The organism is Agarivorans sp. (assembly GCF_050295395.1).
Lineage (GTDB): Bacteria > Pseudomonadota > Gammaproteobacteria > Enterobacterales > Celerinatantimonadaceae > Agarivorans.
Map to the genome: position 1 here is coordinate 22,772 of NZ_JBNKPP010000269.1, position 24,112 is coordinate 46,883.

The 24,112-nt window shown below is 46.3% G+C and carries 25 protein-coding genes; 21 read left to right on the forward strand and 4 right to left on the reverse strand.

Annotated features, from left to right (window positions below):
• Nucleotides 1–3: 3 nt before the first annotated feature.
• A complete protein-coding gene (locus ACQY6Q_RS15695) occupies nucleotides 4–498 on the reverse strand; it encodes a hypothetical protein (RefSeq protein ID WP_427982828.1) in 495 nt (164 codons plus the stop codon).
• Between the two features lie 237 nt (nucleotides 499–735).
• Between ACQY6Q_RS15695 and ACQY6Q_RS15700 the strand changes: the two genes are divergently transcribed.
• Genes ACQY6Q_RS15700 through ACQY6Q_RS15710 form a run of 3 tightly spaced genes read left to right on the forward strand, consistent with a single transcriptional unit; the run spans nucleotide 736 to nucleotide 2,250 of the window.
• Entirely contained in the window at nucleotides 736–1,296 is a 561-nt protein-coding gene (locus ACQY6Q_RS15700; RefSeq protein WP_427982829.1) for an N-acetyltransferase family protein, read from the forward strand.
• Nucleotides 1,289–1,540 carry a DUF2164 domain-containing protein gene (locus tag ACQY6Q_RS15705; protein WP_427982832.1) on the forward strand — a complete coding sequence of 84 codons (252 nt, stop codon included), beginning with the start codon at nucleotides 1,289–1,291 and terminating at the stop codon, nucleotides 1,538–1,540. Before ACQY6Q_RS15700 ends, ACQY6Q_RS15705 begins: the two co-directional genes overlap by 8 nt.
• A gap of 17 nt (nucleotides 1,541–1,557) precedes the next feature.
• Complete coding sequence (locus ACQY6Q_RS15710; RefSeq protein ID WP_427982833.1) at nucleotides 1,558–2,250, forward strand: aspartate/glutamate racemase family protein; 693 nt, start codon at nucleotides 1,558–1,560, stop codon at nucleotides 2,248–2,250.
• Nucleotides 2,251–2,352: 102 nt separating this feature from the next.
• Here the strand turns inward: ACQY6Q_RS15710 and ACQY6Q_RS15715 are convergent, their stop codons facing one another.
• Complete coding sequence (locus ACQY6Q_RS15715) at nucleotides 2,353–2,553, reverse strand: cold-shock protein (RefSeq protein WP_427982835.1); 201 nt, start codon at nucleotides 2,551–2,553, stop codon at nucleotides 2,353–2,355.
• Between the two features lie 305 nt (nucleotides 2,554–2,858).
• Between ACQY6Q_RS15715 and ACQY6Q_RS15720 the strand changes: the two genes are divergently transcribed.
• From ACQY6Q_RS15720 to ACQY6Q_RS15735, 4 genes are all read left to right on the forward strand, one after another.
• A complete protein-coding gene (locus ACQY6Q_RS15720) occupies nucleotides 2,859–3,650 on the forward strand; it encodes a PhzF family phenazine biosynthesis protein (protein ID WP_427982838.1) in 792 nt (263 codons plus the stop codon).
• A gap of 29 nt (nucleotides 3,651–3,679) precedes the next feature.
• Nucleotides 3,680–4,036: a VOC family protein gene (locus ACQY6Q_RS15725; protein WP_427982840.1), complete on the forward strand. Its 357-nt coding sequence runs from the start codon at nucleotides 3,680–3,682 to the stop codon at nucleotides 4,034–4,036.
• Nucleotides 4,029–4,889: a DMT family transporter gene (locus tag ACQY6Q_RS15730; RefSeq protein ID WP_427982841.1), complete on the forward strand. Its 861-nt coding sequence runs from the start codon at nucleotides 4,029–4,031 to the stop codon at nucleotides 4,887–4,889. The genes ACQY6Q_RS15725 and ACQY6Q_RS15730 overlap by 8 nt, the downstream gene beginning before the upstream one ends.
• A 193-nt stretch (nucleotides 4,890–5,082) precedes the next feature.
• The gene (locus tag ACQY6Q_RS15735; protein ID WP_427982843.1) at nucleotides 5,083–6,129 is read left to right on the forward strand and encodes a Solitary outer membrane autotransporter beta-barrel domain; all 1,047 of its coding nucleotides are present in this window, start codon (nucleotides 5,083–5,085) and stop codon (nucleotides 6,127–6,129) included.
• Between the two features lie 13 nt (nucleotides 6,130–6,142).
• Here ACQY6Q_RS15735 and dbpA read toward each other — a convergent pair whose 3' ends face one another.
• Nucleotides 6,143–7,576 (reverse strand): ATP-dependent RNA helicase DbpA, encoded by a 1,434-nt coding sequence (dbpA, locus tag ACQY6Q_RS15740; protein ID WP_427982845.1) that lies wholly within the window; start codon nucleotides 7,574–7,576, stop codon nucleotides 6,143–6,145.
• A 61-nt stretch (nucleotides 7,577–7,637) separates the two neighbouring features.
• Complete coding sequence (locus ACQY6Q_RS15745) at nucleotides 7,638–8,111, reverse strand: NYN domain-containing protein (protein WP_427982847.1); 474 nt, start codon at nucleotides 8,109–8,111, stop codon at nucleotides 7,638–7,640.
• 172 nt (nucleotides 8,112–8,283) lie between these two features.
• On the opposite strand from ACQY6Q_RS15745, the gene ftnA reads away from it, so the two are divergent.
• From ftnA to ACQY6Q_RS15815, 14 genes are all read left to right on the forward strand, one after another.
• On the forward strand, nucleotides 8,284–8,802 hold the full coding sequence (ftnA, locus tag ACQY6Q_RS15750; RefSeq protein ID WP_427982848.1) for a non-heme ferritin: 519 nt from the start codon (nucleotides 8,284–8,286) through the stop codon (nucleotides 8,800–8,802).
• 263 nt (nucleotides 8,803–9,065) lie between these two features.
• A complete protein-coding gene (locus ACQY6Q_RS15755; RefSeq protein WP_427982850.1) occupies nucleotides 9,066–10,094 on the forward strand; it encodes a LacI family DNA-binding transcriptional regulator in 1,029 nt (342 codons plus the stop codon).
• Between the two features lie 225 nt (nucleotides 10,095–10,319).
• Nucleotides 10,320–11,579 carry an extracellular solute-binding protein gene (locus ACQY6Q_RS15760; RefSeq protein ID WP_427982852.1) on the forward strand — a complete coding sequence of 420 codons (1,260 nt, stop codon included), beginning with the start codon at nucleotides 10,320–10,322 and terminating at the stop codon, nucleotides 11,577–11,579.
• A 52-nt stretch (nucleotides 11,580–11,631) separates the two neighbouring features.
• Nucleotides 11,632–12,510 carry a carbohydrate ABC transporter permease gene (locus ACQY6Q_RS15765; protein WP_188407560.1) on the forward strand — a complete coding sequence of 293 codons (879 nt, stop codon included), beginning with the start codon at nucleotides 11,632–11,634 and terminating at the stop codon, nucleotides 12,508–12,510.
• A gap of 1 nt (nucleotide 12,511) precedes the next feature.
• A complete protein-coding gene (locus tag ACQY6Q_RS15770; protein WP_427982854.1) occupies nucleotides 12,512–13,324 on the forward strand; it encodes a carbohydrate ABC transporter permease in 813 nt (270 codons plus the stop codon).
• Nucleotides 13,324–15,585, forward strand: a complete 2,262-nt coding sequence (locus tag ACQY6Q_RS15775) for a glycoside hydrolase family 2 TIM barrel-domain containing protein (protein WP_427982856.1) — start codon at nucleotides 13,324–13,326, stop codon at nucleotides 15,583–15,585. Before ACQY6Q_RS15770 ends, ACQY6Q_RS15775 begins: the two co-directional genes overlap by 1 nt.
• Nucleotides 15,578–16,675 (forward strand): ABC transporter ATP-binding protein, encoded by a 1,098-nt coding sequence (locus ACQY6Q_RS15780; RefSeq protein ID WP_427982857.1) that lies wholly within the window; start codon nucleotides 15,578–15,580, stop codon nucleotides 16,673–16,675. The genes ACQY6Q_RS15775 and ACQY6Q_RS15780 overlap by 8 nt, the downstream gene beginning before the upstream one ends.
• A 508-nt stretch (nucleotides 16,676–17,183) precedes the next feature.
• The gene (locus ACQY6Q_RS15785) at nucleotides 17,184–17,774 is read left to right on the forward strand and encodes a hypothetical protein (protein WP_427982859.1); all 591 of its coding nucleotides are present in this window, start codon (nucleotides 17,184–17,186) and stop codon (nucleotides 17,772–17,774) included.
• A gap of 63 nt (nucleotides 17,775–17,837) precedes the next feature.
• The gene (locus ACQY6Q_RS15790) at nucleotides 17,838–18,593 is read left to right on the forward strand and encodes an ETEC_3214 domain-containing protein (RefSeq protein ID WP_427982861.1); all 756 of its coding nucleotides are present in this window, start codon (nucleotides 17,838–17,840) and stop codon (nucleotides 18,591–18,593) included.
• 9 nt (nucleotides 18,594–18,602) lie between these two features.
• Nucleotides 18,603–19,937, forward strand: coding sequence for a transglycosylase SLT domain-containing protein (locus tag ACQY6Q_RS15795; RefSeq protein ID WP_427982864.1), 1,335 nt, complete (start codon nucleotides 18,603–18,605; stop codon nucleotides 19,935–19,937).
• Between the two features lie 24 nt (nucleotides 19,938–19,961).
• Complete coding sequence (locus ACQY6Q_RS15800; RefSeq protein ID WP_427982866.1) at nucleotides 19,962–20,927, forward strand: hypothetical protein; 966 nt, start codon at nucleotides 19,962–19,964, stop codon at nucleotides 20,925–20,927.
• Between the two features lie 30 nt (nucleotides 20,928–20,957).
• Nucleotides 20,958–22,100 carry a hypothetical protein gene (locus tag ACQY6Q_RS15805; RefSeq protein WP_427982867.1) on the forward strand — a complete coding sequence of 381 codons (1,143 nt, stop codon included), beginning with the start codon at nucleotides 20,958–20,960 and terminating at the stop codon, nucleotides 22,098–22,100.
• 18 nt (nucleotides 22,101–22,118) lie between these two features.
• On the forward strand, nucleotides 22,119–23,183 hold the full coding sequence (locus ACQY6Q_RS15810; protein WP_427982869.1) for a hypothetical protein: 1,065 nt from the start codon (nucleotides 22,119–22,121) through the stop codon (nucleotides 23,181–23,183).
• A gap of 23 nt (nucleotides 23,184–23,206) precedes the next feature.
• Nucleotides 23,207–24,052 carry a hypothetical protein gene (locus ACQY6Q_RS15815; protein ID WP_427982870.1) on the forward strand — a complete coding sequence of 282 codons (846 nt, stop codon included), beginning with the start codon at nucleotides 23,207–23,209 and terminating at the stop codon, nucleotides 24,050–24,052.
• Nucleotides 24,053–24,112 lie beyond the last annotated feature (60 nt).

Here is a 24,112-nt window from a genome sequence, read left to right on the forward strand (position 1 = left end):
GGGTTAAGTACCAGTGCTGTCACTGCATAAGCTTTGCATGCGTTGATAGGTTTCGGCAAAGCCTCGTAGTGAAATGATTTTTTGGTTCAGAGTAATATTACCCAAGGTGATGGGGGGTTGACTAAAATGTAGATACTTACCGCGTCGTAATTGCTCGATTTGCTGACTAGAGGCATTTAGTACTTGGCTGTTTCCCAAAGGGCTCAGTAAGGGGTGATTATCTACATAAACCTGCTGCAAATGACTATTCAGTAAATTGTGTTTAATGGTTACCTTACCTTCATTAGAGCAGGTCATTTGCAACATGGCGTAATGGTCAAGAATACCAACTAAACCTCTGATACCAGCAGGAGTATTGCCGTTACTGCTATGATGATAACGATAGTTAATTTGGGCATTAGCATCGATGTACTCGGTGGGTTGGTCAGCTACTAAGTAGCTGTTATAGGCGAACAGTGGGAATGAGATGACGCTAAGCGCTACTGCTATAAATTTCACAAACGATCCTTGAATACAACTTATTGTTAGTTTGGTTATTAGCCCTTTTTAACGTTTTTCTTGGCCAATATATCCAAACCAAGATACTGACTCAAGCTTCTCAGCGGTTTAATACGAGCATATGACAAATTAATATTTTCGTTTTTTTTTATATTAACTTTATGGGTTTATCAGATGCTTTTTTTTCTAGCATGAATGTGTTGTGATGATGCTTTATAACAAGCAAGGGGCATCTACATGGACGGGCAAAGGGAAGCCATAAGAGCGGTACGCACCGAAGACAGTGCCGCTATCTGTCAAATCTACAATCATTACGTACTAAATAGTAGCGCGAGTTTTGAGGAACAGCCGGTGAGCGAAGATACTATGGCTCAGCGCATCGCTGAGGTTAGTGCGCGTTTTCCTTGGCTGGTTTACCAACAACATGGGCAAGTGGTGGCTTATGCTTATCTTAGCGCTTGGAGGCCTCGTAGATCTTATCGTTTTAGCGCTGAAAGCTCTATTTATTTAGCGCCACATGCGCAGTCGAAAGGTTTGGGCAAACAACTCTATCAGCAGTTGTTGAAGCAACTGGATGACTATCCTATTAGCACTGTTTTAGCCGGAATATCTTTACCTAATCAGGCCAGTGAAGGCTTACATCAACGCCTCGGCTTTCGTAAAGTGGCTGAGCTGGAAAAGGTCGGTTATAAGTTCGGTCGTTGGATCAATGTCGCTTACTGGCAGTTGCAGATTAAAACTGAGCAGCAATTGAATGATTTAATTAGCCGCCAACAGAAGAAGCTGGAAAATGGCTGAAATCACTTTTGAACCAGAGCAAAAGGCTGCCCTAGTAGAGAAAATACAAAGCTATTGTGAACAGCAATTAGATCTTGAAGTGGGGCAGTTTGATGCCGAGTTCTTGCTGGACTTCTTCGCCGATGAAATCGGCGCCTTTTATTACAATCAAGGGCTAAAGGATGCGCAGGCGGTGGTGCAAAGCCGTGTCGATAACATTGCTGATGATCTGTATGAAATTGAAAAGCCGGTGAGATGGCGTTAAGCGCAATGAGGTCTTAAATGAAAACAATAGGAATGATTGGCGGCATGAGTTGGGAGTCTACCTTGAGTTACTACCAACTGCTTAACCAAGGCATCAAACAAGAGCTAGGTGGTTTGCATTCCGCCAAAGTGAATTTGGTGAGCGTGGATTTTGCTGAAATTGAACGCTTACAGCATCAAGGCGATTGGCTTGCTTTGGCAGCTAGCATGCAGCAGGCCGCGCGCTCGGTACAAGCTTCTGGCGCCGATTTCTTGCTAATTGCTACCAATACCATGCATAAGGTGGCCGCGGAGGTAGAGCAGGTTATCGATATCCCTTTATTACACATTGGTGATGCTACCGCCCAGGCTTTGTTGGAGGATGGGATCTGCAAGGTAGGTTTGCTCGGTACCCGTTTCACCATGGAGCAGGATTTTTATAAGCAGCGCTTGCAGCAGCAAGGTTTAGCAGTGGTCATTCCCGATAGCCAAGGGCGAGAACAGATACATCGGATTATTTATGAGGAACTCTGCCAAGGACAGATCAACGACTCTTCTAAACAATACTATTTGTCGCAAATTGAGCGCTTAAAACAAGCGGGAGCTGAAGCTATTATTTTAGGCTGCACCGAAATTGGTTTGTTATTGAAGCAAACAGATAGTGACTTGCCTTTATATGATACCACGGTGATTCATGTGGCGGCCGCAGTAGCAAAATCGCTGCGGGCTTAAATCGTAGGCAATAAAAAACGGTCCATCGGGACCGTTTTATCGCTTAAAGCGAGTGTCGAACTAATTTTTAACCAGTTAGATACTCATGCCTTAATGAGCAGCTTAGGCAACTTTTACGTTAGCAGCTTGAGGACCTTTTGGACCTTCTTCTACTTCAAAAGTAACTTCTTGGCCTTCAGCTAAAGTTTTGTAACCTTCGCTTTGAATTGCACGGAAGTGTACGAATACATCTTTACCGTCTTGACGCTCGATGAAACCAAAACCTTTTTGCTCGTCGAACCATTTTACGCGACCTGTAGCCATGAGTAATCTCCAAAAATAATAAGTAAAATTTATCCGAATCTGAATAAATTGGGGTGCCGAAAGATGCAGAAATTACTTACGAACAAACAGGTGGAAATTGCTAAAAATCGACGTATTTGTATGGGGCATAAATATCCGCTGTAACCTTTACCAGCAAGCGCAGTGTAACTTATATTGGGGTAATGTAAAGCGCTATGTGTGATCTTTCGTAAACTACTTAAGTCTGTGAGAAGCTTAGAAAAATCACGTGATATATTTTTTATAAAAAAATTAATCAATGATTTGAACAAATACTAAGGATTATTATGAACTTAAAAATTCACCAAGTAGATAGCTTTACTCAGGATTTATTTAAAGGAAATCCTGCGGCGGTGCTGTTGCTCGAATCTTGGTTAGAAGATGAACTGATGCAAAATATTGCCAGAGAAAATAATTTGTCGGAAACCGCCTTTGTGTTGAGAATTGAACCCGATGAATACATGATCAGGTGGTTTTCGCCGCTGTGTGAAATTGATTTTTGTGGCCACGCCACCCTAGCGGCGGCCCATGTACTATTTCAGCAGCATCCAGAACTATCCAAGATTGGTTTTTCCACCTTACAGGTGGGAGAGCTAAGCGCGCAACGTGGCGAGCAAGGCCTCATTGCCATGGACTTTCCCAGTTATCCTCCGGTCTTAGATTTTGAAACGCCGGCGGCGCTACTAGATGGTTTATCGATTGCCCCTATAGAGGTGCGGCGCAACCAACAGGCTTATTTCGTTATTTACTCGCAACAAGCGCAAGTGGAGCAGTTGGAAGTGGATTTAGCCCTACTAAAAACTTTAACGCCTTACGATGTGGTAGCTACCGCGCCGGGTATTGAGTACGACTTTGTGTCGCGCTATTTCTGGCCGGCTAATGGCGGTGGTGAAGATCCGGTTACTGGCTCCATTCATAGCGGCTTGGCCCCTTATTGGAGTAAGCGTCTAGCTAAAACCACATTGCTCGCTTACCAGGCTTCAAGCCGAGGAGGAATATTACATTGTCAGGTACAGGGCTCGCGAGTCTGTGTTGCTGGTCATGCCAAAACCTACCTCGAAGGACAGCTATTTTTATAATTCCCTAGATGGAACCACAAGGAGCAAGCATGAACCAGCACCAAACATTGAATTACGTGGAATATCCCAGTGGTGATTTAAACGCTACTAAGCAGTTTTTCACTCAAGTCTTTGCTTGGCAGTTTGAAGACTTTGGCGAGGCCTATACTGCGTTTTCCGAGCCTAACTTAGCGGGTGGGTTCTATTTGGCTGCATTGCATTCCGATAGTCGCCAAGGCGCAGCCTTATTAATGTTTTACAGTGATGATCTAGAGCAAACCCAAGCCAACATTCTGGCTGCCGGTGGCACAATCAGCAAAGCGATTTTTCATTTTCCCGGTGGTCGCCGCTTTCACTTTTGTGAACCCAGCGGCAATGAATTTGCGGTTTGGTCTGCCCATGGCTGAGGGCATCAAGCTGAAACCCCTGCTAAGTACTGTTCTGGCTTTGTTGGCTTTTGCTGCTAACTCGCTGCTGTGTCGTTTGGCGCTGGGGGAACAACAAATTGATGCTGCCAGTTTTACCGGGGTGCGATTGCTATCTGGTGCGTTGACGCTGGCGCTATTGCTGCGTTGTTCTCAAGGTCGGTTGCCGCGCTTGCGGCGAGCCAAGCTTGGCTCGGCTTTAATGTTGTTTGTGTATGCCAGTTGTTTTTCATTTGCCTACGTGTATTTAGATACCGGTATCGGGGCTTTAATCCTGTTTGGCGCGGTGCAGTTAAGTATGTTGTTGATCTCTTGGTGGAAAGGGGCGCCACTCAAACCGGCAGAGCTGCTGGGAGTCATATGCGCTTTCAGTGGTTTGGTATTGTTACTTGCGCCTAGCGAGCAATTTTCCTTGTCTATTATCGGTTTCGTATTAATGCTTGTGGCGGGCATTGCTTGGGGCATCTACAGCCTAGTTGGCCGAACGTCTACCAGCCCCAGTGGCGATACTTATATTAACTTTTGCTTGAGCCTTCCTTGGTTAGTATTGCTACTACCGTGGCTGCTTAAAGATGGGCAGTTTACTGCTCTGGGGGTGGTTCTGGCAGCGGCCTCGGGCGCTGTCGCATCTGGACTAGGTTATTGGCTTTGGTATGTTGCCTTAGCTTCACTATCGGCTAGCCAAGCTGCGGTACTGCAATTATTAGTGCCAATTATTGCCGCGGCTGGTGGTTGGTGGCTGTTGGATGAAGCTTTAGGTTGGCGATTTTTATTCTCCGCTTGTTTAGTGCTGGGTGGCATATTGCTGACGATTTTTAGTCGGCAGCGTCATTAGTTCACCAGTAGTGGCGTAGCTCACCTACTATTAGCTTCACGCTTCAGCTTACCCATCTATTTATTAGAGTTTTGCTCTAATTTGTCGCAATTTTATGAATCATATACCCGCAAAAATAAAAATAATGGTATTTTTGTCTGCGTTTTATTTATATTGTTTTAATTTGTCGTAACGGTTTGACGCAGAGGGAGCAATGAAGCTGGCTAACTACCGAGTGCCTATTGGTGGCGTATTTGCTTGGCGCTTGTTGGCGATATTAGGACTGGTGCTGTCGACGCAGGCTAAGGCGCGTCTGGTTGCAGGACACATGCAACATGAAATTTTACCCTTTGTGCAACGTAACTTAGCCGGTAGTTTCGCCGCCGATGCGGTGCTTCATGATCGTGAAACCCTTACTATCGGCGTAGCTAACTTCAACCCTAGAAAGTTTATCCCCATCGACGATGAGGACTTAGGAGATGAAGACTCGAGAAAACGCAAAAACCAGATCAAAGCGTTTACTCTGCCTTTTACTGAGTTTTTGCCGTGGCATGGCGCTAGCTGGGAATCTTATTTTACTGGCCATTTGGGTTTTACTCAGCGCTATCACGAAATTAGCTTGTTTGAGGAAATAGATGCGCGGCGCGACCAAGAGCGAGTGCGGTTTTATTCATTATATTTGGCGGGCGGCGTGCATTGGGATCTGTGGTCCAATTGGCGCTTAAGCGCCGAGTTGGGAGGCAGTCTCAGGCGGATGGAGCAGCGTTATAGCTATAACAACTCGATTAGTCAGCAATTTCAGCCTTTGTTTGATGGCATTTTAAGTAATTTTTCACTGAATGCTTGGATGCTAGAACCCAAGGTTGCACTGGAGTATCAAAAGCGTTGGAGCCGCCATAAGTTTCGTTATCGCTCGCGGCTGAGCCAGCTCTATGGTGAAAGTTTTGGCTCTGCTCTTAGCGCTCATCAATTTAATATTCAAGGAACCTATTGGCGTAATACCGCGGCGTATTCCCATCCCTTAGGGCGGCTTTGGGATGTTTCTTTGGCGGGACAGCTTAGTTGGTCGCGGGTTGATTTAACCGGCCATACTCGACAAGCCTTAGAGACGCCGCATTATTACGAATTGGGTTTTGACTTGCTGATGGGCACTGGGGCCTATGGCAAAGGCTGGCTAGACAACCTCAACATAGGCCTGATTTTTAACTATGGTAGCGCCATAAAAGGTGGCAGCTTGGTGCTTAATTACAATACTTATTAAGCGGCATCAGCCTTTAACAGGGCAGGTGACGTACTCGAAATGTGCGGCCCTTCATTTTACCGTGCTCTAGTTTTTTACGGGCCCGTTTAAGCACCGAACGTTCCACTGCTACATAGGCGCGGTTATCAAATAGGTTGATTTTACCGACTTGCGCTCCGGCAATGCCGTTTTCTCCGGTTAGCGCGCCTAGAATATCGCCGGCACGCACTTTTTGTTTCTTGCCGCCATCAATCTGCAAAGTTGCCATTAGCGGTTCTGCAGGCTGTTGATTTAGCAAGCTCATCGGTGGTAAGTCTTCATCTTCGATGGGGCGTTGTAGGTAGTCTTCTAATAGCGCCACTTTGTAGTGCTCGTTATCGCTAAAGAATGAGAAGGCCATGCCTTTGCTGCCAGCGCGACCGGTGCGGCCAATTCGATGCACATGTACTTCACTGTCACGGGCTAGCTGGTAGTTAAATACTGCATCTAGCGCATCGATGTCTAAGCCTCGCGCGGCCACGTCGGTGGCAACCAAAATACTGGCGCTGCTATTGGCAAATTGCACCAAGGTTTGGTCGCGCTCGCGCTGCTCTAAGTCGCCGTGTAGCGCCAGCGCGCTAAAGCCTAGTACGCGTAGCTCGTCGGCCAGCTCTTGCGTTTCCCGCTTGGTATTACAAAAAACCACACTGGATTTTGGACGATGTTGCAGCAGTAATAAACGTAATGCCAATAAGCGCTGTTGCGACTCGTCTACCTTATAGAAATGCTGAGCAATTGATGCATGATCGTGGCTGCTGGCCACTTCGACTCGAATAGGCTGGCGCAGGATGTTGGTAGCAATGGCTTCAATCTGCTCAGGAAAAGTGGCGCTAAATAACAGAGTTTGACGCTGCTGGGGTGCGGCCTCAATGATTGCGTCAATGGCTGACTGAAAGCCCATTTCTAGCATTCGATCGGCTTCATCTAAGATCAGGTTTTTAAGGTCATCTAAACGCAGGGTACCCTTGCGAAGGTGCTCTTCGAGTCGTCCCGGTGTACCCACAACAATGTGAGCGCCGTGCTCTAAAGAGCCAATTTGTGGGCCGAAGGGCATGCCACCACACAGGGTTAATACCTTAATATTGTGAATGCCGCGAGCCAGTTTGCGAATTTCTTTAGCCACTTGGTCTGCCAACTCACGAGTGGGGCACAATACCAAACTTTGAATGCGAAAGCGTTTCACTTCTAAGGCATTGAGCAGGCCCAAGCCAAAGGCAGCGGTTTTGCCAGAGCCGGTTTTTCCCTGGGCTATCACGTCTTTACCGGCCAATATTGGCGGCAGGCTCTGTGCTTGAATTGGCGTCATTGTGTTATAACCCAAGCTGGCTAAATTGTTGAGTAAGTCAGGGTGTAGGGCAAGACTAGTGAAATCGGTTTGGCTCACAATGGCGTCCTCGTCGAGGGAAAATAAAAGGTTAAGCCCCTGCATTTATTTAGGGGGGGCGCGATAATAGCCGAAAACGCCGACAATTGGGCAAAAAATAACAGCTTTATTGCAGTAAATCTTGCTCGATGGCCTGAAATCGGCTGGCCGCATTGATTAAGGCATGAGCGGTGAGGCTAGGCACTCCATAGGCCCAAGCTTCACAATGGTAGCTGTGAATCAGTTTGTCGAGCAAGATGGCAAAGTCGCCGTCTCCCGACAACAGCACAATAATATCGGCATCCGGCGCCGCTTCTAGCACATCGATGGTAATGCCCACATCCCAATCGCCTTTTGCCGAACCATCGCTGCGTTGAATAAAGGGTTTCAGTTTGACTTCAAAACCGATGTGTTTGAGAGCGTCTTGAAACTTCTGTTGTTGCTGGTCACCGCGGTCAATCGCATAGGCATAGGCGGTGACAATTTCCCCTTGGCTTTGTAGTCGCTGCCATAACTTGCGGTAGTTGAATTGTCTGCCGTAAGCTTCGCGACAGGTGTAATAGATGTTTTGTACATCGGCAAATATGGCGATTTTCTTCACGGTTTAGGCTCATTTAATTGGGGGCGCTGGTTTATTAGTATGCCATGGCTGGGCGCTATCGCTTAGCGGAAGCACTGCCTTTATTGAGCTTGGATAAGTTGTTGTCTGTTAAATTTGATTTTTAAAAGTGGCTCTGGCATTGATTAGGCAAACTATTCATTAAGGAGCAAAAATGCTGGCAAAGGAAATGGTTGATTGCCTAAATAATCAAATCAATCTGGAGTTTTACTCGTCCAATCTTTATTTACAAATGAGTGCCTGGTGTGACGATCAGGGCTTTGAAGGCGCAGCGGCGTTTTTACGCGGTCATGCTGAGGAAGAGATGCAGCACATGACCAAGCTATTTAACTACGTTAGCGAAACTGGAGCCCTACCTATTGTGGGCGCGATTGATGCGCCCCCGCATCAGTTTGACTCGCTGTTCAGCATGTTTGATGAAATTTATCAGCACGAACAATTAATTACTCAGAAAATCAACCAGCTGGCCCATACTGCGTTCAGTTCTCAGGATTATTCTACCTTTAACTTTCTGCAATGGTATGTCGCCGAGCAACATGAAGAAGAGAAGTTGTTTAAGGGGATTTTAGATAAGATTGCCTTGGTGGAAAATGACAATAAGTTACTGTTCTTCATCGATAAAGACCTCGCTGAATTGGCTCGCGCTGGGATGAAGCTAGCGAGCCAAGCCTAAGCCCGCTCAACCATGGCCATATTAAGAGTGGCCATGGTTATACCCTTTTATGGTTGTTGTATTGTGCGGCGGGAGTGCATAGTTGTCGTTATGTTGCTTAATACCTGTAGAGCCGTCATTTCGATACCTCAATGATTCAGTTACAGACTAACAAAGTTCTCATTTAGCGAGGTGGGTCACTAATTATTCTGTTTTTACTGCATGTTTTAGTGTTTTTGTCGGTATAGAATGAGGAAAAATTTAGGAAACTATTTGGGAAAGTTTTGGCGACAATTAAAGATATTGCCCAGCAAGCGGGGGTGGCTCCTTCTACGGTTTCTCGAGTACTAAGTCACGACAGTTCGATGTCGGTTAGTTCAGCAACACGAGCGCTGATTATTAGCACCGCGGAACGCTTAAATTACCAATCACCTCGACAGCGTAAACAGGCCAAAGCACCCGCCCAACCCTCTGCGGGTAATTCGGCCTTTGTGGCCGACGCTCAATTGAGCTTGGCTGTGGTGCATTTTTTAACCCCTAGTGAAGAGTTAGGTGACCCTTTTTATACCTCTATTCGGATCGGCATTGAAAATTATTGCCACAAGCACAACGTGGCCTTGCGTAATACTTTTAAGAGTCAGTTGACTGCCAATCGCCATTTATTAAGCGAAAGTCAGGCGGTGATTTGTGTGGGGCATTTTTCTGAGCAGGAAGCGCATAGCCTCTATTCGATGAATAAAAACTTAATTTTCATCGACTCGAATCCGCTGCAAAAACTCTGTGATTCGGTACAGTTCGACCGTGCGGCGGCGGCGGAAGAAGTAGTGAGTTACATTTTAAAAAGTGGTGCTGTTCGACCCGCTTTCATCGGTAATAGTGAAACCCGTTTACATGTATTTAGGCGCATGACTCAGGCTCTCGGAGTGTATCGAGAAGCGCTGTGTAAGGTGAGTCGAAATTTCTGTATCGAGTCGGGTTATGTGGCAATGACCGAAATGCTGCAGCAAGCAGAAATCCCCGACGTGGTGTTTGCTTCTACCGACATTGTGGCAATTGGTGTGTACCGTGCCATACAGGAAAATAATCTGCGTATTCCCGACGACATAAAAGTAGTGGGCATGAATGACATTCCCACTTCTGAACATTTAAATCCTAGCCTAAGCAGCATGCGGCTGTACCCAAAGGAAATGGGCGAGGCGGCGGTAGATCTGTTTCTCGAGTTGGCTGCTGGACGAGAGTATAAGAAAGATGTGATGTTGGGCTATCAATTCATATGGCGAGATAGCTTTAGTCAGCAAGCACTAGGGAAATAATACTCTTACTTAGTCTGAATATTTCCTTTTTAAGCAAAATAGAGGGTGTTTTTAAAGGAAATATTTCCTAATTATTTTTTACGTTGATCAAATCCTCAACATTTCTCCCTAACAAAGCGTGAACCTGATCACTTTGGCTGTAGATTTAGCCGCTGTGCGCGATTGTATTAGCGGGGGGGCAACTCTAATGTTGGATGGTGAATATAGCCAAAGGAATATTCTACCATGACAACAAAAAATAAAATTACCACCCTACTATTAAGCACTTCCCTAAGCTTGGCGAGTTGCGCAATTGCCGCTGAAGAACTCACCGTTTGGGCATGGGATCCCAACTTTAATGTGGCAGCCATGAATGAAGCCGCCAGTCGCTATCAACAAACGCACGCTGATTTCAGTCTTACTGTGATGGATTCGGGTAAGGAAGATATCGAGCAGAAACTGCACACCATGTTGGCCTCGGGGATCACCAACTCGCTTCCCGACATCGTGTTGATAGAAGACTACAACGCTCAAAAATTCTTACAGGCTTATCCTGGCTCGTTTGCACCGATGCAAGATACGGTGGATTACAGCCAATTTGCTCCCTATAAGGTGGGAGTGATGAGCATTGATAAAAACGTTTACGGTATTCCCTTTGACTCGGGAGTGGCCGGTTTGTTTTATCGTTCTGACTACCTTAGCCAAGCCGGTTATAGCGAGCAAGACATGCAGAACTTGGACTGGGATCAGTTCATCGAAATCGGTAAACAAGTTAAACAAAAAACCGGCGTAAACATGCTGACCTACGACATCAATGATGTGGTATTGCCGCACATTATGATGCAGTCCGGTGGCGAGTGGTTCTTTAAGGAAGACGGCTCGTTAAACATTGCCGATAACCAAGCCCTTAAAGAAACCCTGCTTACCATTAAGAAGATTAACGATGCCAAAATTGTCCGTCCTACTTCGGGTTGGTCAAGTTTTGTAGGGGCCTTTAATGCTGGACAAGTCGCCACGGTCACGTCGGGCGTTTGGATTATCGGCTCGATTAAAAGCGTAGAAGAGCAAGCGGGTAAATGGCGGGTGGCACCGATCCCACGGCTTAAGCTTGAAGGCGCTAAACAAGCCTCAAACCAAGGGGGTTCTAGCTGGTATGTATTAAATGCTAGCGCCAACAAACAGGCGGCAATTGAGTTTTTAAATGCCACCTTTGCCCATGATACCGACATGTATCAAAAGCTATTGCTAGAACGCGGTGCCTTAGCCACGTATTTGCCAGCTAGTAGCGGCGCGGCTTACGCAGAAGAAGCGCCATTCTTTGGCGGCCAGAAAGTATTCCAAGACTTTGCTAAATGGGTGGGCGAGATTCCTCAGGTGCAGTACGGCATGTTCACTCAAGAAGTGGATAACGCGATTGCCGCCGAAATCCCGGCCTTACTCAAGGGTGAACCCGTGGATGAAATCCTCAAACGAGTAGAAAACAACCTTAAATACCAAATCATGTAAGTCGTTTGGCTGGGGGAGCTTCCCCCAGCTCAGTTCTTAGAAAGGTTCACAGATGTCAAAGACTAAACTTCACAAGCTGTATGATGTGAACGGATGGGCGTTCGTCAGTGTTGCGGTAGGCCTTATCGCTCTGATGACCATTTATCCGATAGTAAACTCATTGTGGCTGTCACTGCATTCGGGTAGGGGGGTTGTCACCCATTTTGTCGGCTTTGGTAATGTGGTGCGTTTATTTCATGACCCCATGTTTAAAACCGCCTTGCTCAATACCCTAACCTTCTTGGTGATTCAGGTGCCGATCATGATTTTATTGTCGCTGGCAATATCATCGTGCTTAAACTCGCCACGCCTGAAGTATAAACAGTGGTTTCGCCTCGCTATCTTTTTGCCCTGTGTGACCTCGCTAGTGGCGTACTCCATCTTGTTTAAAAGTATGTTTGAGTTAGATGGGGTGATTAACTCATTTTTGCTATTTCTGCATATTATTGATGAACCGATTGCCTGGTTGGCCGACCCGTTCTGGGCCAAGGTGACGATTATTATCGCGATTACCTGGCGCTGGACTGGTTACAACATGATCTTCTATCTCTCGGCGATGCAAAACATTGATAAGTCGGTCTATGAAGCGGCGCGTATCGACGGGGTAAGCCCAATCAAACAGTTTTTCTTTATTACCGTGCCGCTACTTAAACCGGTGATTCTGTTTACCAGTATTACCTCCACCATTGGTACCTTACAGCTGTTTGATGAGGTCATGAATATTACCAACGGTGGGCCAGCCAATTCGACGCTGACCTTGTCACTGTATATCTACAATTTGTCATTCAGTTTCGTGCCTAACTTTGGTTACGCGGCTGCTGTGTCTTACGTGATTGTTGCCTTTGCCGCAGTACTGGCATTGCTGCAATTCAAAGTTGCCAAGGACCGTTAATATGAGCCGTTCACGCATTCAAAATATCAGCATGCATGTGTTTTTACTGCTGATGAGCCTGATTTCTTTGTTCCCGTTTTATTGGATGGTGGTATCCAGCACCAATAAAACCAGTGATATCAACATGGGCAAATTCACCTTTGGTGATCAGCTATTGGTGAACTTTAATAACCTGACTTCACAAGTGGATTTACCCTTAATATTCTGGAATACCAGTAAAATCGCGCTGTTAAGTACCTTTGCTACCTTGGCGGTGTGCTCGATTGCCGGGTATGCCTTCGAGATTTACCAGAGTAAGAATCGCGACCGAGTTTATGCGGCGCTGCTAACCACTATGATGATCCCTTTTGCGGCCTTAATGATCCCGTTATTTACCATGTTTGGTAAGGCGGGCTTATTGGACACGCACTTGGCGGTGATTCTACCAACCGTATCTGGCGCCTTTATTATTTTTTACTTCCGCCAGTGCACCAAAACCTTTCCCAAAGAACTGATTGATGCGGCGCGGGTTGACGGCGTGAAAGAGTGGAAAATCTTTCTCTACGTGTACGTGCCCATTATGCGTTCAAGCTATTCGGCGGCCTTTATTATTGTATTTATGGCCTCGTGGAACGCCTTTCTTTGGCCCCTGATTGTGCTGCAGTCCAGTGATTTAAAAACTATTAACTTGGTGCTATCGAGCTTTGCCTCTGCCTATGCACCGGATTTTGGCCTAATTATGGTGGGTACCGTGGTCTCGACCTTACCTAGCCTTCTTCTTTTCTTTGCTATGCAAAAACAATTTATTGCCAGCATGACCGGAGCAATTAAATAATGCCTTGTAAAACTTTACTTAATAACCACTGGCTGTTCCTTGAAGGGCATGCAATTAGCCCTTCATCGAGTGATTTAAGTCAGGCTCAACAGGTTGATTTGCCACATAATGCGGTAGATATTCCACTTAATTATTTTGATGAAACCCGCTTGCACCGCGACTTTAGCTACTACTACACGCTGGAGTGTAGCGAAGCCGACTTGAGCCAGTTTATGCTGTTGCATTTTGCTGGCGCATTAAGCAATGCCAAGGTGTATGTGAATGGTCAGCTGGTGGCTGAGCATAGTGATGGTTATACCCCCTTCGATGCGCTGCTCACGCCGCAACTTAAGTTAGGGGCTAACCTGATTAGCGTATTGTTGAGTGGGGTAGAAAACCCCGCCATACCGCCCTTTGGTGGCGCCATTGATTACCTTTGTTTTCCGGGAATTTATCGCGATGTGACGCTGCATCACCACGACGCGGCACGGATCAAAAATCTAAAAGTGCAAAGCCAGAATGTCTTGGCGCAGCCATTGATCAATGTTGACGCTTACTTGCAGCAATTTGCACCGATAAGCGGACCAATTGAGCTGGTATTTGACTTGTACGACCCCGCTGCGGAGCTACTGGCCTCCCAACACTTGCGCTTAGATCAATGGGCCGACAGCGTAAATTGTCAGTTTAACTTAACCGAAGGCGCCTTGCTGTGGGATTGTGATAATCCCTATCTTTATCAGATCAAGGTGAGTTTAAGTGCCCAAGACTGTCTCGACAGTTGCCAAAGCCGTTTTGGTTTGCGAGAGGCAGAGTTTCGTACCGAGGGTTTTTTCTTAAATAATCAACGTCTTGAAATTATCGGGGTGAACCGTCACCAAAGTTATCCCTATGTGGGTTATGCCATGGGCAAACGTGCTCAACAGCTGGATGCCGAGCTTATTAAGAATGAGCAAGGTTTTAACTTGGTAAGAACCTCTCACTATCCCCAATCTCCAGATTTCTTAGATCGCTGTGATGAGCTGGGCTTGTTGGTATTTGAAGAAATCGCTGGCTGGCAGCACATTGGCGATGAAGCTTGGCAACAGAAGTCCTTAGACAATGTTCGCGCAATGATCCAACGCGACTGGAATCACCCCAGCATTATTCTGTGGGGCGTAAGAATTAACGAGTCACCCGATAACCATGAGTTTTATGCTAAAACTAATCGTTTGGCACGACAGCTAGATCCAACGCGGCAAACTGGTGGAGTGCGCTGCATTCAAGATAGTGAGTTCCTTGAAGACGTCTACACCATGAACGACTTTGTGCTGGGTGATGGCAGTAAAAACTTGCGCAGTCCGCAAAATGTCACTGGTTTAGCTAAGCCGGTACCTTATTTGGTGACCGAATACGCCGGGCATATGTTCCCCACCAAGCGCACCGACTGTGAAAGCTGGCAAATTGAACATGTTATGCGCCACTTAAAGGTGTTGGATGCTAGCCATGCCAATCCCAATATTAGCGGCGCAATTACTTGGTGTTTGTTTGACTACAATACCCACCGCGACTTTGGCAGTGGCGATAAGGTGTGTTATCACGGAATCAACGACGCCTTCCGCATGCCTAAGTTTGCTGCCTCGGTGTATGCCAGCCAACAGCCTGCCAGTAAACAAGTCGTGTTAAAGCCCGTTACTTATTGGACTAGAGGCGAGCGGCCCGAGGCTAAACCTTTGCCTTTAGTGATACTGACCAACTGCGAGCGGGTTGAGATTTTCATGCCCACAGGTGAGTGTAAAAGCTTCTTCGCTGACCGAGCCATGTTCCCTAACTTGCCCAATCCACCGGTGGTGATTGACGAATGGAACCTAGGTGACTTCCCGTTAGGCGACTGGGGTTATGCTTGGAATGACTTACGGATCCGCGGTTACATCGGTGAGCAAATGGTGGAAGAGTTATGGCTAGCTGCGTCTACTTTGCCAAGCCGATTATTGGTGGAGGCGCAAACGCAAACCTTGTTGGCTAAACAAGGAGACGTGAGCCGCGTAACTATTCAAGCCCTCGACCAAAATGGTCTGTTATTGCCTTATTTCAAAGATGTACTGAGTTTTGAAACGAGTGCTAATTTACAGGTGCTGGGGCCTAAGGTCTTGAGCATCGACGGCGGGGTTGCAGCCTTATGGGTGCGCGCTTACGACGAAGGTGAGGCCTTCTTGAAGATCCACAGTCAAACATTTGCTGAACAACAGCTTATTTTTCAGATTACGTCAGAAACAACCGAACAGCTAGAGGTGAACCATGGCTGATATCTCTCTTAAAAATGTCACTAAGCGTTATCGTGATGTACAAACCATTCACAGTGTTAACTTAGACATTGATGAAGGTGATTTTGTGGTATTTGTCGGGCCATCGGGCTGCGGTAAATCAACCCTCTTACGTATGATTGCAGGCCTAGAAGACATCAGTGATGGTGAAATTTACATTGATGGCAACTTAGTGAATCAGCGCGACCCAGCAGAACGTGGCATTGCCATGGTGTTTCAATCCTATGCCTTATATCCCCATATGAATGTGGCCGACAACATGGGATTTGGTTTGCGGATGAATGGCCATCCCAAAGCCGAAGTGCAAAAACAAGTGATGCGTGCGGCTAAAACCTTGCAGTTAGAGGACTTGTTAGCTCGCACTCCCAAGGAATTGTCGGGAGGCCAGCGCCAGCGCGTGGCAATTGGCCGGGCCATTGTGCGTGACCCTAAAGTATTTTTGTTTGACGAGCCGCTATCCAATCTAGATGCCGAGCTGCGGGTAGATATGCGCTTTCAAATTGGCAAGCTGCATCAAGAGCTAAAAAATACCATGATTTACGTGACCCACGATCAGGTCGAAGCCATGACTTTGGCGGATAAGATAGTGGTATTAAATAAAGGGCATATCGAGCAGGTGGGCACGCCAATGGAACTCTACCATACGCCAAACAACTTGTTTGTAGCGGGTTTTATTGGTTCACCTAAGATGAATTTCTTACCCGCCGAAGTACAGCAGGTCAGCGACAGCTACGTTGAGCTGTTATTAAATGGCTGTGATAGCTTGCGCATGGATGGCCAGCGTTATGACTTACAACAAGGGCAAAAGCTGACTTTCGGTATTCGTCCAGAGCACTTGAGTTTAGAACTGCAAGGGGATGTAAAACTTAACTTTAACAATGAAGTGACAGAGCGTTTGGGGAATGCCACTTACATGTTTGGTCGCTGCGCCCAAGTAGATGGCTTTAAAGTTCACTTAAATGGTGACCAAAGCCCTGAGCTATATACCGACATTAGCTTAAGTTGTGAATCTGCGGCTTGCCATTTATTTGATAGTGATGGTGTAAGAATAGTGCCCAAGCAGGCCAACTAGCTTTAGCTTATTGAACCGCCTGTCAGCGGCAAACAAAGGCGCGGACTTAAGTTTTAAATTCGCGCCTTTGCGTTGGCTTGCGCAACATGGCGGCTTAGCCACCCAGCGGCTAGGTAAATAGATGGCTCTGAGCAGTCTTTTTTCATTTCTGTATTCGTTATTTTTAATGGCTTTGCAGCGCTAATCTAGATTAAGCGCGGCGGGCTATTGAATATCATCATGGCTGTCGGCCACTTTCATGTTACCGCTACCCCACAGCCCGATTGCCAGAGTGGTTGGCTCTGCTGAGCTTGCCGTGTATCAGCTAGGCTCCTAGCTTGTGGTTATTGTCATTCGTTAAGTGGTTAATTTATATACGCTAAACCGATTTGGGCAGATTGGGGTCAATAAAAAGTCTGTTAATTGTCATTTGTCATTTTAAATTATTGAAATAACAGATGGGCGATTATAGACTTGCGCTTAGACTAAATACTCAAAAAATAATAACTACTTATTACAGGATGTTACGATGAATATGGCTGTTCGTCTTTTACTGGCCCTTGGGCTTGTTAGCCTTGTTAGTGCTTGCGCCTCTACCGAAACCACTCCCGTCAAAGTGAATGACAACTTTCAATCGATTCCCGCTTGGGTACTTAACCCTAGCCCTGAACAAGGACTGGGGGCGGCAAGTTGTGTGGTTTACTCTGGTAACTTGTCGGTGGATCAGAAGGTAGCGGTAAGTAATGCAAGAGTGGCTTTAGCTCAGCAGTTGCAGACCAAGGTTGAGGCCTTAGAAAAGAATTATCTGCAGCGCCAAGATGTTGACCAGCAAAATAAAACCGGGGTTTCCTTTGAAGCAGTGTCAAAGAGTATTACCAGTGAAAGCCTAGCCGGTAGTAAAGCGGATCAATTTGGCATTGCTACCATCAATGGCAAAGATCATTACTGTGCTCACGTAGTAATGGATGAACAACAAAGTCAGCTGGTTTTTAATCAAGCCCTAAGTGCCGGTAGTGCAGATTTAAATCAAACAGAGAAAGACTTCATGTATCAAGAGTTTAAAGCTCATAAAGCTGAGCAAAGCCTCGAGCAAGCTCTTGCGGAATTCAACGCTAACTAAACATTGTTAGACCTCAGTAGCTAGGACTCGCTACTGAGGTTGATATCATGGAGTTTTCTAAGGATGGAACAAAGCCTTAATACCGAAGTGAATTCGGAAAGTGATTTTCGTGCCCGCTTTCGCAACTTTCTACTCACCATCATTGCCTTAATGCTGGGTTTTGGCCAGTGGAATGACAGTAAAGACTTAGCGGTAAGCATCTATGAAGCTATTATCTCTAACTTTACGCACAACGTTGAATATAAGACCTTAAGTCAAATCGATGTGGGCATTACCAAAGACTACCTAGAGATGTTGGTGGGTAAGCCCAAAGTCATCAAAAGCTCAACGCTCTCGCCCGAACATTCTTTTGAATATATTTTCAACGACAAGTATTTGCTGACGGCTATTTATAAAGGCCAGCGCTTAGAAGGGTTTAGCGTAATGGCTACGGTGGATGATTTCAGCCCCGAGATCCCCTTTACCGCCAATCAACTTAATAGCGCCACATTGTTTGCTATTAGCTCTAGTTCACCCGATAGCATTGCTGCGGATACGGTGAATTTGTCCTACTTCATGGAAACCAGCAATTTGGGTTATAGCGGAATGTTTCTTAACCGCGCCATTGGGCAAATTAACTACGATAACTCAGTGAGTTACGCCGAAAGGCTCTACGACTTACAGCAAAGCATCATCTTGGGAACTGACGATGAGGTAGCCAGCTTGAGTGAAGAGTTACGCCACTTGGTGAAACCTAACTTTTATGCCTTAGCTGCAGTTGATGGCGAGATTATTAACGAGTCTCTGCTGACTAAATACGAATATCAGCGCTTCTATTAAGGATTAAGGATGTCGGCAATAAAACAATTAATACTACCCAGCGTGCTAGGGCTTAGCTTGCTCTGTGGTCATGCTCAAGCGGATGATTTTGCTGACTTTGCCGCAGACTTCCAACAAGAGTTTGATAGCTTTAAGCAGCAAGCCGACGAAGAGTATCAAAGCTATGCTGCCCAATATCGTCAAGAGCTACTGGATTTTAAAAACAATGTCGCTAGCAAGTGGGGTTACGCCGAGGTATCCACCAAACATAAAGCGGTGATTTACTCTGAAGATCTTCAAGAAAAGCTGGTAGTGGACTTTGACAGTCAGCAAGTGTTGGTGGAACAAGCCGCGGGTTCCAAAAAAAGCGCCGCGCAAGTTGCCAGTTGGGTTGAGAAGAAACTGCTAGAGCCGATTGGTCAAGCGAAGCAACAGGCTATACAGCAGGCTAAAACGGAAACGAGTTTGGCCGACGCTTTGGCGGTGCCAGTTAAGCAGGTGCCCGAATTAGCCAAGCAGGTGATTGCCAGCCAGCAACCTCGCGAAGCGGAGAAAGCCATTGGTGAAACCCTAGACAGTTTGCACCAAGAAAAACAGCAGCTAAGAGAGTACTTAAAATCTACCGAAGCCGCGCGCCAACAGAGTCGTGATGCCGCAGAGAAAGCCAAGTTAGATGAAGAGCTGGAACTGACTCGGAAAAACATTCAAGACCGCGAACAAGAACAGCAACAATATCAGAAAGTGCTGGCTAAACTTAAAACTGACCCTGCAGCAAAACAGGTGCGTTCACATCGCTTAAATATAGAGAGTAAGCGTTGGCAACGTTCTTCTTCATATCGCCGTTTGGTATCAAGTGCGGCGCTAAGTACCGAGCTTCCTGAGCAGCTTATCTATGCCATCATGGAAACCGAATCTAGCTTTAACCCCATGGCGGTCTCGCCGATCCCGGCTTTTGGTCTGATGCAGATCGTACCGAATAGTGCCGGCATCGATGTGAACCAACATCTGAATAAGAGCAAAAAGGCACCGAGTAAGGATCAACTGTTTACTCCCGATTTAAACGTGACCTTTGGTAGCACCTATTTACATATTCTTTATTACCGTTACCTGTCGAGCATTACTGACCCTAAGAGTCGCCTGTATTGCACCATTGCGGCGTATAACACCGGCGCCGGTAACGTAGCTAAAACCTTCAATGGTTCCAGTATGAGAATTAAAGAGGCGGCGGTAAAAATCAATGGTATGAGTTCCGAGCAGGTATACCACACCTTGCTGAAAAGACTGCCCTATAGCGAGACTCGAAAGTACTTGAAGAAAGTCACCCAAGCGATGACTTATTACGAACAACAAGTGAGTCAAATTTAAAGTATTGGAATGAGTCGATAAGTTATGAAGAAGATTGCTTGCTTGAGCCTGTTGTTAAGCGCTGTTTCCTGCTCAGTTATGGCTCTGCCTGCTTGGGTGAGTTCGGTCGAAGCCGATAACCCGCAGCTGATTTTTGGTGTGGCCAGTGGCAGCACTGTGGAGCAAGCCAAGCGCAATGCTCTGTTGGATATTGCCGGTAAGTTTAATCATCAAGTGGAAGAGCAATTAAGCCAACTGGTGCGTCAGCAAGATGGGATAAATAGCCAAGCTCTTAAGCTAGAAACTCATACCCTGATCAAGCCGGTCGATTTGAGCCACTATCAATTTGACCAGATTGAACAAGAGGGCGATCTCTTCTGGGCCCGCGCAGCGCTTGAGCGTGCGCCGTTTGCCCAGCAGCAAAAGCTGCGTTGGCAGACCAAAGATGCCCAATTACGACCTTTGTTAAAGCCTTATTCCGCTGAGCAATGGAGCTTAAAGGAAACGATCTATTACCCCAGTGTTGTGGCAGCAATGCAGCAGCAATGGAGCACCATTCAGCAACTGAGCGTATTAGACAGCCCACCGCCTGTCAGCGAAATAAAGCGTTACATGGCTTATCAAAACGACCTTGCTAATAGTGAGCGCTTGGCGGTGGTGCAACTGTATGCCCAAGCCGCCGATGAGGTGTTGGCACTGGTTAAAGAAACCTTGTCAGCGCAGCAATTACGCAGTATCGAGGTGGCCAAGCAAGCACAATCTGGTATTAGCTTGGAACAGCAGTTTGATTGTGTTCAGGACTCGCGCGAGGCCTATTTATGCGAGTTGCACTTGAATGTGGTGAGCCTTGATCAAGGCCAGGTGCTGGGGCAGGCCAACTATTTTGCGAAAGGGCGTGATTATCGCTCAGAGCAAAACGCCCGGCAAAAAGCCTTAACCAGCTTGAAGCTAAACTGGCAGCGCTTGTCGCTTTCCCAATGGCTGAATATTGACACCCCAATCAACTTATAAGCCCCAGTAGTACTAGGACGTAACGTATTCATGGCAGTAAAAAAAACAGTATTAAAGAGTATCGGACTATTGCTGCTGAGCCTGTTCTCGCTTTGCAGTATGGCGCAGCAAGATGTGTATTTTGCCGGAGTATCCTACTTAGGCCAGCATCAATTATTGCAAGAAAACTACCCTCAAGCCCTGCGCATTAACGCCCAAACTGACTCTGCTGTGGGCCGTCTCGATCAGGCCTTGCGGCAACAGATGCAGCAACATAAAACCGCGGCGTTGAATGTGCGTTTTGATTTAGCCGATTACCGCAAAGGTAACAGCGTGGTGATTTCTTTAGGTATCGAAAAGGAATACCTCAGCACCGAGTTAATTGGTGATAAACGCAAGTTAATTGCCAAAGTCAGCGCTCAATTGTTGCTATTTGATTATAAGCGCGGGGTATTGCTGTCCAGCGTTCCGGTGGCAGCGGCTAAAAACCACGTGCAAAGCAGTAAGGCCAGTGTGCAAGACGCTCAGCAGCAGCTGTTTGAAGATCTTTATCTTGGCCGTAAAGACCAGCCAGGCTTGTTGGCCTTGGCCAGTCAAAAACTTCCCGAGTTGTTGGCTTCAACCAAGGTGACGCGTCGTTTTCAAGTCGCTGAAGTGTCACTGGCTGAGCCTTTAGTGCCACTGCTGCCAAGCAACTATTCCGAGCAAGGGGTGACTCAATACATAGGTCAATATTTTACTGCGCAGCTAGCCAATCAAGGCCGAGTGGCGGTGTTGCCCTATGTTCGTGGTGCCGGTTTTGGTAACAAAATGGCGGGGCGTTTTGCTAATGGCGATGTCTTCAACCTGACGCTGCCCAAACCTGACTATGTATTTAAGTTACAACTGAGCAATCTTAAAAAAGCCCCTTACAAAGACGACATGCTGTTTGCTTGCCGTATGCAAGTTAGCCTAGATGAGCCTTTCTCGGAAAAAACCTTGGCAGAGGGCCACATTCATTACGCTGTGGCTAAATTGATTTCTCCCAATCACAAACAAGTAGACGAATGGGCGGCCTACCAAGATGCCATGGAAGTATTGCTTGACGATTTTATTCATCAATTGCCGCAACCCCAGCGTAGCTGGGTGAAGCAACATAGTGACAGCAAGTCTCTTTATCAACAGCTAAAGCAGCATAAGAAACTATTTAATTAAACGGAAAGGAATCGCTTTATGAAACGGCTAATCTTCATTTTTTTCGCATTGGTGTTTTCCACCAATGCTTGTTTTGCCGGTGTCGCTGAATATAAAGGTGTGGGACAAGCGAGTTATAGCGGATGGTTGGATAAAGACGAAAAATTAGCTGCCGAAACTGCTGCTTTAGAAGCGGCATTAGAGGGCTGGATCAGTGAAAACCACGACTCTCACTACGCTAATTATCTACAAGTAAAAGATGACATGAATAGCCATATTCGGGATTTCATCATTAAGTACGTGGTACTCGATAGCGAAAAAGACAGCGGCACCAAACGTTTTAAAGTAGTTGTGCGCGCCACCATTAACGAAACTAAAGTACTCAGTTATTTGGTCAATAAAGGCGAGCAAAGCTCCGCGGCAGAGCAAGCCTACCTCACCTTTGTGTTTGTGGCGCGGGAACTTGAGTCAGTCAACTCTCAGCATGAGAAGACCAACGCTATTAGCGATACTAATACCAAGCGTATTGAAAAATCTGGTTCTGACTCTCACCGCGAGCTCAGCGAAACCAATACCAACAGTACCACTACAAACTCGAAAGAAACCCGTTATAACGACCAACGTATTTGGCGTGTTTCCACCGCCAATGAAATTAACGTGGCGATTGGCGATGTGTTTACCGACGCCAATTACTTAGTGATAGACGCGGATCTGCTCGAAGAAGAAACCAGCTATTTGCTCGATGTTGAAAACTTTATTCGTGATTACGAACAGGGAAATGACGTTACCGCACAAACCCGCCGAGAAGCCCTTAAGGGCTTGAAGTCCTTGGATGATCCCATCGATTACCTTGCCATTGGTACCCTCGATATTGATGAGCAGTTACAAGATGAAGTGACTGGCAATATCAAGGTACCGGTGTCGGTGACCGCGCAAATTTTAGCGATTCATAAACGCGGTGCTGCGGTAGCGAAAGTGGGCCCGGTTCAGTATTTCGGTTTAGGGCCAACGGCAATCGTGGCCAAAAACAATGCGTTAAAACTGGCGGCTGAAGATGTAGCAAAACAACTTGTTGCTAAGTTAAGCGCCAAAAATATTAGATAAAAAAACTTAAAAAGGACTTTAATATGAGCGTAATTAAACAAAAAACTGGATTAGCAGCACTGGCTGTTGCTGTTAGCCTATTAGCTGGCTGTGCTACTAGCCCTGATGATTTGTTGAGTCAATTTGCGACTAATAAGGAGACCAGTACTGCAGAAGAGCAGCTAGAGGCGCCAGTAATGTTAGCCATAGACAATTGGTACCAAGACCCAGTTTTTGCAGAGACCGATTGTGATTCACTTTCATCTAAAATGGTGACCGACTTGGTTGCTCGTTACACTGTCAGTCAGGGGACCGAAGATGCTGGCTCAGAGATGATGTTGATGTACACTCTTTCTTCGGCATTGGTTAACCGTTCAATGTTATGTATTTCTCAAGCCTTGGATTTAAAAGATACCACCGAACAGTTACTTAAAGAGCGTGAGATTTTGTTATCGGGTTCTAGTTTGTCGCGTAACGAAGTCGAAGAACACCGTTTATATAGTGAAGAAGCCAGTGACGCGATCCGCCAAGCAGCAGCTGAAGTGGATGAGCTACAACCCGAGCAGCGTAAAAGCTTAGTTATTGGTATTGCTACCTTTCTTGCAGGAGGATATGCCACGGGACGTTTAGTTGATTCGGGGATCGACTTTGCCCAAGATACGGCAGATTTAGCACAGGGAAAAGGTCTTACCGTGGGGAATTTACTTTCTAAAGTTACCAGTACTTTTAGTGGTGGTAAGGCACTGTATACCGTTACAACAGGTATGCCAGAGCATGTGAGTAATTTGTATGAGACAGGGACTTATTTCATCGATTACGCGCATAATCAGGACTTAGACCTTCCTGAAGATGCTACTAGCCAATTTATGAAAGTAGGCGCTTGGTTGTGAGCGAGTTTGTTAGCCTATTAAAAATTAGCCAATAAGCCTAAGGCTTATTGGCTAAAACTA

Excerpts from the sequence above, each read along its gene's own strand:
- ACQY6Q_RS15795 (WP_427982864.1), top strand. The coding sequence starts at position 18,603 with ATGTCGGCAATAAAACAATTAATACTACCCAGCGTGCTAGGGCTTAGC.
- ACQY6Q_RS15800 (WP_427982866.1), top strand. The coding sequence starts at position 19,962 with ATGAAGAAGATTGCTTGCTTGAGCCTGTTGTTAAGCGCTGTTTCCTGC.
- ACQY6Q_RS15725 (WP_427982840.1), top strand. The coding sequence starts at position 3,680 with ATGAACCAGCACCAAACATTGAATTACGTGGAATATCCCAGTGGTGAT.
- dbpA (WP_427982845.1), bottom strand. The coding sequence starts at position 7,576 with ATGCAGGGGCTTAACCTTTTATTTTCCCTCGACGAGGACGCCATTGTG.
- ftnA (WP_427982848.1), top strand. The coding sequence starts at position 8,284 with ATGCTGGCAAAGGAAATGGTTGATTGCCTAAATAATCAAATCAATCTG.
- ACQY6Q_RS15760 (WP_427982852.1), top strand. The coding sequence starts at position 10,320 with ATGACAACAAAAAATAAAATTACCACCCTACTATTAAGCACTTCCCTA.
- ACQY6Q_RS15735 (WP_427982843.1), top strand. The coding sequence starts at position 5,083 with ATGAAGCTGGCTAACTACCGAGTGCCTATTGGTGGCGTATTTGCTTGG.
- ACQY6Q_RS15700 (WP_427982829.1), top strand. The coding sequence starts at position 736 with ATGGACGGGCAAAGGGAAGCCATAAGAGCGGTACGCACCGAAGACAGT.
- ACQY6Q_RS15720 (WP_427982838.1), top strand. The coding sequence starts at position 2,859 with ATGAACTTAAAAATTCACCAAGTAGATAGCTTTACTCAGGATTTATTT.
- ACQY6Q_RS15780 (WP_427982857.1), top strand. The coding sequence starts at position 15,578 with ATGGCTGATATCTCTCTTAAAAATGTCACTAAGCGTTATCGTGATGTA.
- ACQY6Q_RS15790 (WP_427982861.1), top strand. The coding sequence starts at position 17,838 with ATGGAACAAAGCCTTAATACCGAAGTGAATTCGGAAAGTGATTTTCGT.
- ACQY6Q_RS15715 (WP_427982835.1), bottom strand. The coding sequence starts at position 2,553 with ATGGCTACAGGTCGCGTAAAATGGTTCGACGAGCAAAAAGGTTTTGGT.
- ACQY6Q_RS15775 (WP_427982856.1), top strand. The coding sequence starts at position 13,324 with ATGCCTTGTAAAACTTTACTTAATAACCACTGGCTGTTCCTTGAAGGG.
- ACQY6Q_RS15815 (WP_427982870.1), top strand. The coding sequence starts at position 23,207 with ATGAGCGTAATTAAACAAAAAACTGGATTAGCAGCACTGGCTGTTGCT.
- ACQY6Q_RS15730 (WP_427982841.1), top strand. The coding sequence starts at position 4,029 with ATGGCTGAGGGCATCAAGCTGAAACCCCTGCTAAGTACTGTTCTGGCT.
- ACQY6Q_RS15805 (WP_427982867.1), top strand. The coding sequence starts at position 20,958 with ATGGCAGTAAAAAAAACAGTATTAAAGAGTATCGGACTATTGCTGCTG.
- ACQY6Q_RS15765 (WP_188407560.1), top strand. The coding sequence starts at position 11,632 with ATGTCAAAGACTAAACTTCACAAGCTGTATGATGTGAACGGATGGGCG.
- ACQY6Q_RS15810 (WP_427982869.1), top strand. The coding sequence starts at position 22,119 with ATGAAACGGCTAATCTTCATTTTTTTCGCATTGGTGTTTTCCACCAAT.
- ACQY6Q_RS15785 (WP_427982859.1), top strand. The coding sequence starts at position 17,184 with ATGAATATGGCTGTTCGTCTTTTACTGGCCCTTGGGCTTGTTAGCCTT.
- ACQY6Q_RS15710 (WP_427982833.1), top strand. The coding sequence starts at position 1,558 with ATGAAAACAATAGGAATGATTGGCGGCATGAGTTGGGAGTCTACCTTG.
- ACQY6Q_RS15770 (WP_427982854.1), top strand. The coding sequence starts at position 12,512 with ATGAGCCGTTCACGCATTCAAAATATCAGCATGCATGTGTTTTTACTG.
- ACQY6Q_RS15705 (WP_427982832.1), top strand. The coding sequence starts at position 1,289 with ATGGCTGAAATCACTTTTGAACCAGAGCAAAAGGCTGCCCTAGTAGAG.